General features: G+C 71.6%; 9 protein-coding genes. 4 read left to right on the forward strand and 5 right to left on the reverse strand.

The window, feature by feature from the left end; genetic code table 11:
- Positions 1-36: 36 nt before the first annotated feature.
- Both H180DRAFT_RS03395 and H180DRAFT_RS03400 read right to left on the reverse strand, forming a co-directional pair.
- Positions 37-1,353: an LCP family protein gene (locus tag H180DRAFT_RS03395; protein WP_254665840.1), complete on the reverse strand. Its 1,317-nt coding sequence runs from the start codon at positions 1,351-1,353 to the stop codon at positions 37-39.
- A 200-nt stretch (positions 1,354-1,553) separates the two neighbouring features.
- On the reverse strand, positions 1,554-2,312 hold the full coding sequence (locus H180DRAFT_RS03400; RefSeq protein ID WP_055484385.1) for a TIGR03089 family protein: 759 nt from the start codon (positions 2,310-2,312) through the stop codon (positions 1,554-1,556).
- Positions 2,313-2,509: 197 nt separating this feature from the next.
- On the opposite strand from H180DRAFT_RS03400, the gene H180DRAFT_RS03405 reads away from it, so the two are divergent.
- The 3 genes from H180DRAFT_RS03405 to H180DRAFT_RS03415 all read left to right on the forward strand — a co-directional run bounded on the left by H180DRAFT_RS03405 (position 2,510) and on the right by H180DRAFT_RS03415 (position 6,359).
- Positions 2,510-3,973: a peptidoglycan recognition protein family protein gene (locus H180DRAFT_RS03405; protein WP_074466582.1), complete on the forward strand. Its 1,464-nt coding sequence runs from the start codon at positions 2,510-2,512 to the stop codon at positions 3,971-3,973.
- Positions 3,974-4,250: 277 nt separating this feature from the next.
- On the forward strand, positions 4,251-5,333 hold the full coding sequence (locus tag H180DRAFT_RS03410) for a mannose-1-phosphate guanylyltransferase (protein WP_055484387.1): 1,083 nt from the start codon (positions 4,251-4,253) through the stop codon (positions 5,331-5,333).
- Between the two features lie 117 nt (positions 5,334-5,450).
- Entirely contained in the window at positions 5,451-6,359 is a 909-nt protein-coding gene (locus tag H180DRAFT_RS03415) for a DNA-3-methyladenine glycosylase family protein (RefSeq protein WP_055484388.1), read from the forward strand.
- 97 nt (positions 6,360-6,456) lie between these two features.
- On the opposite strand, the gene H180DRAFT_RS03420 is transcribed toward H180DRAFT_RS03415, so the two are convergent.
- From H180DRAFT_RS03420 to H180DRAFT_RS03430, 3 genes are all read right to left on the reverse strand, one after another.
- A complete protein-coding gene (locus H180DRAFT_RS03420) occupies positions 6,457-7,908 on the reverse strand; it encodes a coenzyme F420-0:L-glutamate ligase (protein WP_055484389.1) in 1,452 nt (483 codons plus the stop codon).
- Positions 7,905-8,903: a 2-phospho-L-lactate transferase gene (gene cofD / locus H180DRAFT_RS03425; RefSeq protein ID WP_055484390.1), complete on the reverse strand. Its 999-nt coding sequence runs from the start codon at positions 8,901-8,903 to the stop codon at positions 7,905-7,907. The genes H180DRAFT_RS03420 and cofD overlap by 4 nt, the downstream gene beginning before the upstream one ends.
- 75 nt (positions 8,904-8,978) lie before the next feature.
- Positions 8,979-9,503: a cysteine dioxygenase gene (locus tag H180DRAFT_RS03430; protein WP_055484391.1), complete on the reverse strand. Its 525-nt coding sequence runs from the start codon at positions 9,501-9,503 to the stop codon at positions 8,979-8,981.
- 697 nt (positions 9,504-10,200) lie between these two features.
- On the opposite strand from H180DRAFT_RS03430, the gene H180DRAFT_RS03440 reads away from it, so the two are divergent.
- Positions 10,201-10,464 (forward strand): WhiB family transcriptional regulator, encoded by a 264-nt coding sequence (locus H180DRAFT_RS03440; RefSeq protein ID WP_028436999.1) that lies wholly within the window; start codon positions 10,201-10,203, stop codon positions 10,462-10,464.
- The last annotated feature ends 93 nt before the right edge of the window (positions 10,465-10,557 follow it).

Raw genomic sequence — 10,557 nt, forward strand, 5'->3', positions numbered from 1 at the left:
TTCGCCCCATTCCCAGCGCGGTGGGCCGTGGAGATGTCATGTACGGCAGACGTCGCGGGCCGCTGTCGTTCCGCGGTAGACGGGCGCCGGCTTCTCCGGCCCGTCGCCGTCCGGAGCGGGACTCTCCCGCCCCTCGCGCACCGGGGATCTGACGGTGTCCCCCTCGCCGTGGTTCCTGTCCTCCGGAGCAGGGCTCCCGGGGGCCTTGGCGTCCTCCCGTGCCTTTCCGCCGCCCTCACCGGAGCCCCCTCCGACCCGCACCGCGCGGTCCTTGCGCAGCTGGGCGAAGAGGCGGCGGGCGTCCGGCTGGACCAGTTCGTCGCGGTTCGGGTCGAGCTTGTACGCCTGCCGCGGAACGGTCAGGAACCGCACCTGGTCCTCCGGGATGTTCCGCACGCCGTGCGCCAGTTCGTACAGCTCACTGAGGGAATCGAGCCCCTGGTCGGCGGTGAGTGCCGATGTCGCCGACTGGAGTACGGGATAGAGCTTCGCCGGATTCAGCAGCACACCATTGCTGCGGACTTTCTTCACGAGTGATCCGAGGAACTGCTGCTGGCGGCTCATGCGATCGGTGTCGCTGCCGTTTCCGAGGCCGTGCCGCGCGCGTACGTAGCCGAGCGCGTCCTCGCCGCCCAGCGTCTGGCGTCCCGCGGGGAGTTCGAGCTTGGCCTCGCGGTCCCGCACCGCGCCGGGGAGACAGACCTCGACGCCGCCCACCCGGTCGACGAGGGACTTGAATCCCGTGAAGTCGAGCACGAGATGGTGCGCCACGCGAAGACCCGTGAGCGATTCGACGGTACGGATCGTGCAGGCGGCGCCGCCGGTCTCGAAGGCTGTGTTGAACTGCGCGAAACGAGCCTTGGTGCGGCTGCCGTCCTTGCCGGTGCACGCGGGGATGCGCACCATCAGATCGCGGGGGAGCGAGACTCCGGTCGCACTGCGCCTGTCCGCCGCGATGTGCAGAAGGATCGCGGTGTCGGACCGCTGCCCGCCCTGGTCGCGTCCGTATCTGCTGTTGCCCCCGCGCCGGCTGTCGGAGCCGAGGAGGAGGATGTTCTCGGCCTTGCCGGGGGAGGGGTCGGGCCGCTGTGCCTCGTACTGCTTGAGCTCCCGCTCGGTGCCGAGATCCGTGCGGATGTTTCCGTCGAGCTTGTTGTAGAGGGTCCAGCCGAGGCCCGCCGCGGTGAGCACGAGCACCGAGGCGCCCACGGCAGCGGTGCGCAGCCAGAGCCGGCGCTTGCCTTTGGAGGGCTCGACGGGCTCGACGGGCTCGGCGGCGGCCGGGAGTTGTGCGGTCGCCGTGCGTGGTGTGCCGTTCTCGGTTGCTCTGTCGTCGGGCCCGGAGTCGGTCACGTCTGCGTCATCCCTCGTGGTCTCGGCGGCGCGTGCGGGACGCGTACAGGCGTGGGGGGCGCCGGTCAGAAAGGCAGACGCCCGAAACCCGTACAAGGTTGTACGCATGGCTGATCGCTACTGATCGCTACTGAATAGTGACGATCATCGCTGACCGCACCGGGCCGAGCCAGGAGGAGGAGGCGGGTCGGAGACCCCGCTCAGTCGATGGTGTGGGTGATGCGCTCGTCCTCACCGCGTTTGCGCAGGGCAGCGGCGTCGAGGCGACCGGAGTCGCGAACCAGTACGACCGAACCGCCGACGGCCAGCGGAGCCAGCAGCCCGGTGCTGATCCCCTCCCAGCTGTCGTACGGACGCAGGGAGAGCACCCGCGAGCCGGGCTTCAGGTCCAGCGACTCCGCGTCCGCAAGGGCGCGCGTGACGGCTTCTCCTCCCGTGAGGGCGGTCTCCTCGCCGGGCGGAACGATGAAGGGGTCGTCCGGAGCGATGGGCGTGTACGGAATGAACTGGTCGCCCTGGCCGGGCACTTCGGCCGCGTAGTCCAGGAACCCCTCCGGCGGCTCCGGGAAGCGCGCCCCGAGCGGAAGCAGGCTCAGCGCGATCCGCTCGCCGCCGCAGGCGCGTGCGGCTTCCAGGGAGTCGGGGCCGCTCACGACGATCGAGGCGGCCGCCGGGTCGCCGTGCATGTCGGCGACGACTCCGGCGGAGGAGCAGGCCAGCAGCCACACCGCCGTGAGCCAGTGCGACGGGAGCAGCAGCGTCAGCCGGTCGCCCGGCTCGGTGGCGAGTTCGTCCTGGAGCAGATTCGCGGTCTTCGACGTCCAGTTGGCGAAGGTGGCGACGGACAGTTCGACGCGTTCGCCGGTGGCATCGTCGTAGAAGGTCACAAGCGGACGCCCGGGGTCCTGTTCGAGCGCGGAACGGAGCAGGTCGGCGGGGGTGCGTGCGGGAGTGCTCACCCGGCAAGCGTACGCGGGCGGACCGCCGCCGCCTCACGGGCGGGGTGGTGCCGCCGCTTCGCGGGCGGGGCGGGCCGAGCCGCCCCGGTCCACCCCGGCGTGCTGACGGAGCGTGACCGGAGGTATCGGACGGAGCATCAGCTGCACCATTTTGTCCCGGATGGACAGATAACTGTGCCTATGTGCACGATCGCGTCATGCGAGCACTACTAGTCACCTCGATCGGTGTCGCGTGTGCAGGAGCTCTGCTGTTGCCGCTCGCGCCCACCGAGTCCGCCGAATCCATGCTGAACGGCAAGCGCTCCACCTCGGTCGAGGACGGCGCGCCTCCACTCGCTGCCCGTGGGGAGGGCGGCCTCCGCGGTGACGCCGCGGAAGGCGACGGCTCGATCTCCGGCAGCACCCGGTCGCTCACGCTCCGGGCTCCCGGCGGCGGCACCCGCGCCGGTGACAAGCTGCTCTCCGCATGGGAGGACGACCCGTCGGGCGGGAGACGCGTGACGTCCCGGAAGGTGAAGCCCTTCTCGCTGGTGGGCATGGTCTGGGACGACCCCGCTGCCGCGCCGCCGGGACGGCTCCAGGTGCAGACGCGTTCTTCCGCGACCAAGCGGTGGACCCCTTGGCGGACGTTGAACGCGCACGCGGACGGCAGCCCCTCGCCGGGGGAGCGGGCCCGCAAGGGCAAGAAGGTGCTCGGTGCCTCCGCTCCCCTGTGGGTCGGGGACTCCACGGCGGTGCGCGTACGTATCGTGCCGGACGCGAAGGACGCGAAGGACGCGAAGGACGCGAAGGACGCGAAGGACGCGAAGGACAGGTCCAAAGCCCGCGGGGCCGGCGAGGCGGCACTGCCCAAGGGCGCGCGCCTGGAGCTGGTCGACCCGGGGAAGGCCGCCGGTTCCGGAGCCCGCGCCGGCGACCGGGCCCGCGAGGAGGACCCCGCGAAGCGTCCCGGCGGAGTTCTGCCGGCGCTCAACAGGGGCGACACACGAGCCATCTACGGCGAGGACGCGGCGGACGCGACCCCTTCGAAGAAGGACAGGGCGGAGGACACACACATCGGACCGCGCCCGCAGATCATCACCCGTAAGGGGTGGGGCGCGGACGAGAGCCTGCGCGAGCCGCAGTTCGGCTACGGCAGGACCACGAAGGCCGCCTTCGTCCACCACTCGGCGGAGACGAACAACTACGACTGCGCGGACGTGCCGGCGATCATCCGCAGCATCTACCGCTACCACGTAAAGAGCAGCGGCTGGCGCGACCTCGGATACAACTTCCTCGTCGACAAGTGCGGCAAGATCTACGAGGGCCGGGCAGGCGGGGCGGCGAAGCCCGTGACGGGCGCTCACACGCTGGGCTTCAACACCGACACCACGGGGATCGCCGTCCTCGGCACCTACTCCAAGGCCAAACCGTCGAAGGCCGCGAAGGACGCGCTGGCGAAACTGACGGCGTGGAAGCTCGGCGTCCACGGCGTCGACGCGAGCGGCAAGGTGACACTGACGTCCGAGGGCGGCACCAAGCACAAGAAGGGCAACAAGGTGACGTTCAACGCCGTCTCGGGGCACCGGGACGGGTTCAGCACCGAATGCCCCGGCGAGCAGCTCTACCGTGAACTTCCCGCCGTCCGGACCGAGGCGGGACGGCTCCAGGGCCGTCGCTGACACGGCCGGCCGGCACTGACACCCACTGGCAGTGCCGGCGGCCCGGGAGTCCGGGAGTCCGGGAGTCCGGGAGTCCGGCTGAGACCGCCGGGCTGCCGGCTCCGTGCGGCCCCCGGTTTCCGCTGCGGGCAGGGCACGCCAGGGTGCCTGCGAGGCGGCCGTGACGCGGGGCGGGCAGCGGCCGCATCGGGCACCGCGGCCCCGCGACGCTGCATAAACTGACCGCCGACCACCCGGCTCAGGCCTCCTCCGTCAGTCAGGAAGCGAAGAAAATCCGGTGACAGAAGCGATCCTCCTGGTCGGGGGCAAGGGCACCCGGCTGCGCCCGCTGACCGTGCACACGCCGAAGCCGATGGTGCCGGCGGCGGGCGTCCCCTTCCTCGCTCACCAGTTGGCGAGGGCCCGCGCGGCCGGCGTGGATCACGTGGTGATGGCGACGTCCTATCTGGCGGAGGTCTTCGAGCCGTACTTCGGTGACGGCTCACAGCTGGGGCTGCACCTGGAGTACGTCACGGAGGAGGAGCCGCTCGGAACGGGCGGGGCCATCCGCAACGTCGCCTCGCGGCTGCGCTCGGCGCCCTCCGACCCGGTGCTCATCTTCAACGGCGACATCCTCACCGGCCTCGACATCGGCGAACTCGTGGCCGCACACACCCGTACCGGTGCCGACGTCTCCCTCCACCTCACCCGGGTCGACGATCCGCGTGCCTACGGGCTGGTGCCCACGGACGACGACGGCCGCGTCACCGCGTTCCTGGAGAAGCCGCAGACGCCCGAGGAAATCGTCACCGATCAGATCAACGCAGGCGCGTACGTCTTCGACCGCTCGGTCATCGACACCATCCCCCAGGGGCGGCCCGTCTCCGTCGAGCGGGAGACCTTCCCCGGGCTGCTCGCCGACGACGCCCACCTTCAGGGCATGGTCGACTCCACCTACTGGCTCGACCTGGGCACCCCCCAGGCGTTCGTACGGGGCTCCGCCGATCTCGTGCTCGGCAGGGCCCCCTCTCCGGCGGTCCCGGGGCGCTGCGGCGACCGGCTCGTACTGGAGACGGCACGGGTCGCCCCCGACGCCAAACTGACGGGCGGGACGGTCATCGGAGCGGGGGCCACTGTCGGCGCCGGCGCCCGCGTGGAGGGGACGGCCGTGCTCGACGGCGCCGTCATCGGACCCGGGGCGCTCGTGCGGGACTCCCTCATCGGCGCCCGCGCCTGCATCGGCTCCGCGGCCGTGCTCGACGGCGCCGTCGTCGGCGACGGTGCCGTGATCGGCGAGCGGAACGAACTGCGGGACGGCATCCGCGTGTGGTGCGATGCGCGCATTCCGGCGGGGGCCGTGCGCTTCTCGTCCGACCAGTGACCGCTGCGGCCGCCGCGGCCCGGCCGGATCCCTGCGGCTGATGCCCATTCCCTGCGGCTGATGCCGGGTTGCGCCCCGCCCCGGTGCGCAGCCCGTCCCGCGCATACCCTGTCGGGCGTGCCTGCCACCCGTACCTGGACCGCGCCCCCGCTGTACGACCTGCGGAGCAATCTGCGCGTGCTGCGGCGCGGACCGTACGACCCCTGCTACCGCACCGAGGGCGACGCGGTCTGGCGGGCGACCCGCACACCGGCGGGTCCTGCGACCCTGCGCATCACCGCCGACGCGGCGACGGCGTGCGTACGGGCCGAGGCCTGGGGACCCGGCGGCGAGTGGAGCCTGGAACGGCTGCCCGCGCTGCTGGGCGCGGAGGACGACCCGTCGGTCTTCGTACCGCACCACCGCTTGACGAGGGAGGCGCACCGGCGCCACCCGGGGCTCCGGCTGCCGCGCACCGGACTCGTCATGGAGGCCCTCATCCCGTCGGTGCTGGAGCAGAAGGTGACCACCCATGAGGCGCACCGCGCGTGGCGGCTGCTGGTGCGCCGGTACGGAGAGCCCGCTCCGGGTCCGCAGGAGAACCTCTACGTCATGCCGGACGCGCGCACCTGGTGCCGCATCCCCTCCTGGGAGTGGCACCGCGCCGGAGTGGACAACAAGCGCTCCGCCACGGTCATACGTGCCGCCCAGCGGGCACCTCGTCTGGAGGAGGCGGCGTCGATGGAACTGGCTGCCGCGATGCGGCGGCTCCAGCTCATCCCCGGCATCGGCCCCTGGACCGCGGCCGAGACCCTCCAGCGCAGCAACGGCGACCCCGACGCACTGACAGTCGGGGACCTTCATCTGCCGGGCATCATCGGCTACTCCCTCACCGGTGCCCGCGACACCGACGACGCCGGGATGCTCGAACTGCTCGCCCCGTACGAGGGCCAGAGGCACCGCGCGGCACGCCTCATCCTCCTGGCGGGACGGGCGCCGGCACGGCGCCAACCGCGTTTTCCCGTCGGGGACATCGCCCGCCTGTAGAGACCGCCCGCACGTGAGACCGACTGCCGCCTGCGGCAGGGACGCGTCCCGGACCGGTTCGGGTGGGCACGGCGGCGGGTTCGGCCCGGCGGCGCCTTCAGCGCACCTCGACGAAGTCGCCGCCGTCCCGTGGCGGACGCTGCCGCGGCGGTGCTGCCGGGCGTCCGACGGCCACGGCGCCCATCGGGTCCCAGTCGCCGGGGAGTCCGAGCACGTCACGAACCACTTCCCGGCAGAACATCGTCGAGGAGACCCACGCCGAGCCGAGCTGCTCACCGGCCAGTGCCACCAGGAAGTTCTGGATGCCGGCGCCGCACGCGACGACGAACATCTCCCGCTCCGCGGCGGACCGCCGCTCGTCCGGGTAGTCGTGCGAACCGTCCGCGACAAGGCAGGGGACCACGAGATACGGCGCGTTCCGCAGCACATCGCCGCGTCGGATCCGCTTGGCGATGCTCTCCTCGCTCTTGCCGTCCGCGCGCAGGTCGGTCATCCACTGCTCGCGCATCGCGTCGAGCAGCCGCAGCCGGGATTCCGGCGACTCCAGCAGTACGAAGCGCCACGGCGTCGTGTGGTGCGGGGCCGGGGCCGTGACGGCCGCGTCGACCGCTCGGCGCACCGCGTCGCCGTCCACCGGCTCGGACGTGAACTCGCGGACGGTCCGCCGCAGCGCGAGCGCTTCCCGTACGGCCTCCGAGGTGCCCAGCCGGAACATGTCGTGCGCGGCGTCCCGCACCAGCGCCCGCGCCGAGGCGGCGGCCTCCGGGCCGGGGGAGTCCGCGGCGCGCTCGGTGTTCCGGCGCTCCAGCACATGCTGCGGCAGCCCGCGCACCACGGCGACCGGCAGGCCGTCCGCCTTGCCCTTGACGAGTTCGCCCGCCGCCGCCAGTTCGTCCCCGACCGCGGTGACGGTGACGCCGAGCGGATTGCCGAAGGTGTCGAGGCCGCCCCGCAGATCCTCCAGGACGCGGACGCCCGAAGCGCCGATGGCCACATCCGTCTGGCCCTCGCGCCACGGCCGTCCGAACGTGTCGGTGACGACGACGCCGACGTCGACGCCCAGCGCGTCCCGCAGCCCGTCGCGGATCCGCAGGGCCGACGCGTCCGGGTCCTCGGGCAGCAACAGCACTGTTCCCCTGGGGGTGTTGGAGGCGTCCACGCCGGCCGCCGCCATTACGAAGCCGTGCCTGCTCTCCACGATCCGCGCGGGACCGCGGCGCGCGACGACGCGCACCGTCTCGGCATCGATGGCGGCCTCGCGGTCGTCGGCCCGCACGATGCGCCCCTCGGCCTTGCTCACGATCTTCGACGTGACGACGAGCACGTCGCCGTCCGCCAGGCCCGCGGAGCCGGGCCCGTTCGCCGTGCCGTCCTCGCCGGCCGTTCCGGGCTGGCCCTCCGGCCCGGTCACGGCGGCCACTATGAGCTTCACCAGGTCGTCGCCGGGGCGCACTTCGGGGATGCCGGGCACGGCCCACACCCGGTACGCGGGTGCCCGCCGGCCGTCGTGCGGCCCGGCCCCGCCGCTGTCCGCGGTGCCTGTCGTCATGCCCCCACCTCTGCGGCCAGCGCGAGCGCTTCACGCGCCATCGCGGCCGTCGCCTCCGTGTCGGTCATCATCAACGGGACGGCACGGCAGCGGATTCCGGCGTCCTCGACGGCCTGCGTCGATCCGGCGTCCACGGTGTCGACGAGCCAGCCGTCGAGCAGGCCGCTGCCGTAGTGCTGCGCGACCGCGGCGGCTGTGGATTCGACGCCGACCGCGGCGAGCACCTTGTCGGCCATGCCGTGCACCGGTGCGTCCCCGACGATCGGAGACAGCCCGACGACGGGCACGCCGGCCTCGGCGATGGCCTCCCTGATACCGGGTACGGCGAGGATCGTGCCCACGCTGACAACGGGGTTGGAGGGCGGGAAGAGGATGACGTCCGCCTGCGTGACGGCGTCGAGCACCCCGGGGCCGGGCTTGGCGCTCTCGGCGCCCACGGGAACCACCGCGTGCGCGTCGACGGAGGCGCGCAGCCGCACCCAGTACTCCTGGAAGTGGACGGCCTTGCGGCTCTCGCCCCCGGCGGTGGCGGGTGCCGGCGCCTCGTCCAAGTCCGCGGTGTCGATGAGCACATGGGTCTCGACGCGGTCGTCCGTCATCGGCAGCAGCGTCACGCCGGGCTGCCAACGGGCGCACAGCGCCTCGGTGACGGCGCTGAGCGGATACCCGGCGCTCATCATCTGCGTACGGACGATGTGGGTCGCGAAGTCGCGGTCGCCGAGCCCGAACCAGCCGGGGCCCACGCCGTAGGCCGCCAGTTCGTCCTTCACCGCGAAGCTCTCGCCGGCACGGCCCCAGCCCTGCTCCTCGTTGATGCCGCCGCCGAGCGTGTACATCACCGTGTCGAGGTCGGGACAGACCTTCAGACCGAACAGATGGATGTCGTCGCCGGTGTTGCCGATGACGGTGATGTCCGCCTCGGGCGCTGCGGACTTCAGTCCGCGCAGAAAGCGGGCACCACCGATGCCCCCGGCCAGAACCACGATCCGCTCCATGCGGACCAGTGTGTCAGCAGACAGCGGTCGAACAGCAGGGCGGTCGCCGCTCGCGGGTGCGGGCGGCGCGGAGGATCAGCCTGCGGGCGGGGCCACCGGTGCCGCCGCGCACGCCGCGACGCCCGCAACTTCCGTACCGGGACGGGGAGGTCGCATCGGCATCTCGGTCAGCCCCGGGAAATAGATGTGCAGACTGACGACGGGAAGCAGACCGTCGTTGACGACTTCGTGCACATATCCGGGCGCGAACACACGCAGGCCGCCGGGGCGCAGTGTTCGGCCCATTCCGTCCGCGCGTTCGGTCAGTTCGCCCTCGAGGACGGTGAACACGCCGGAGGACGGCCCGTGGTCGTGGCGTCCGCTGCCCTGTCCGGGCAGCCAGCTCAGCAGCCACACCTCGTAGCCGGGGCCGGTGCGGAGCCGGTGGTACCAGCGGGTGGCCGGGTCGTAGCGCACCAGCGGCTCCCAGTGGGAGCGGTCGGCGGCGATCGTACGTGCCAGTCCGGCGAAGCCCGCCACGGTCGCGGGGTGGGCAGGGGCGGACGGCATGAGGTGGGGGAGGGCGAGCGGGTCGCCCGCGATCTCGATGTCGCTGTTCACGTCGGTGATGTCTTTCGCGCTGAAGGGACGCCCGGGTTGTGGCCGGGCGGGAGCCGGGACGACCGGGGAACGGCCGGAAAGACCGGCCGGGTGCGGCCGGACACGGGGGCGGGTGGTGCCGAGAGGGGAGAGCCGCCTCTCAACAGCAGCGACAGCGACAGCGACAGTGACCCGTGGCGACGCGAGCAGCGCGAAGGGGCCGCGCGGTGGCGGCCGTGATGAGCCCGGGAGTCACTGGCATGCGGTCAAGGAGACCGAGAGCTGCGGGGCGCTGTCAACTCGGATGTCCCGTCGGCGGTGACTGATTCATCACATCCGGTCTCGGTGTTCGCCCAAAGGTTTGTGCCATCCGAATCAGGACACCTGGCGCAACACCCGCGCGCTTGAACGTCGTTGTACATCCGTGACCGGGTCGTGATCACGGCTGGCCGGTCCGACGGTGGCCGATGCGCCCGGCGGTGGGTGCCGGTCCCGACCCGAGAGGTCGTGGACGGTGATCACCGGGGTCGTATGGGAGGGTTCGAGGTGATATGAACACTTTCCAGTCCCCCTTGGTTCCGCAGAGTGAATAACGGACCCAATAGCAGATCTCGGCTTGACTGCCGCGGATCGGCACACTTGTAATTTCACACGTGTCGTTCAGTCGCGATCGATAACGACGCCATCACGGGGACGCAAAGACGGACGAGGGGCGCACATGACCGAGCTGTTCCAGGAAGTGCTGGTCGAAGAGGTTGACGAGGAGCTCGGCTGGCAGGAACGCGCGTTGTGCGCCCAGACCGATCCCGAGTCGTTCTTCCCGGAGAAGGGGGGCTCCACCAGGGAGGCGAAGAAGGTCTGCCTCGCCTGCGAGGTCCGTTCCGAGTGCCTCGAGTACGCCCTCGCCAACGACGAGCGTTTCGGTATCTGGGGCGGGCTGTCCGAGCGTGAACGCCGGCGCCTGAAGAAGGCCGCCGTCTGATCAACTACGGGGCGCCGATCGCCCGTACAGCCACGGACTTCTTTCACGGACGAGAAGTACGCGTGGTTGTACGACAGGTTGCAGGACCCGATG

This window comes from Streptomyces sp. WMMB 322 (assembly GCF_900090145.1).
Classification (GTDB): domain Bacteria; phylum Actinomycetota; class Actinomycetes; order Streptomycetales; family Streptomycetaceae; genus Streptomyces.

Coding starts and splice junctions, on each gene's coding strand:
- H180DRAFT_RS03420 (WP_055484389.1), bottom strand. CDS start 7,908: ATGACGACAGGCACCGCGGACAGCGGCGGGGCCGGGCCGCACGACGGC.
- cofD (WP_055484390.1), bottom strand. CDS start 8,903: ATGGAGCGGATCGTGGTTCTGGCCGGGGGCATCGGTGGTGCCCGCTTT.
- H180DRAFT_RS03440 (WP_028436999.1), top strand. CDS start 10,201: ATGACCGAGCTGTTCCAGGAAGTGCTGGTCGAAGAGGTTGACGAGGAG.
- H180DRAFT_RS03405 (WP_074466582.1), top strand. CDS start 2,510: ATGCGAGCACTACTAGTCACCTCGATCGGTGTCGCGTGTGCAGGAGCT.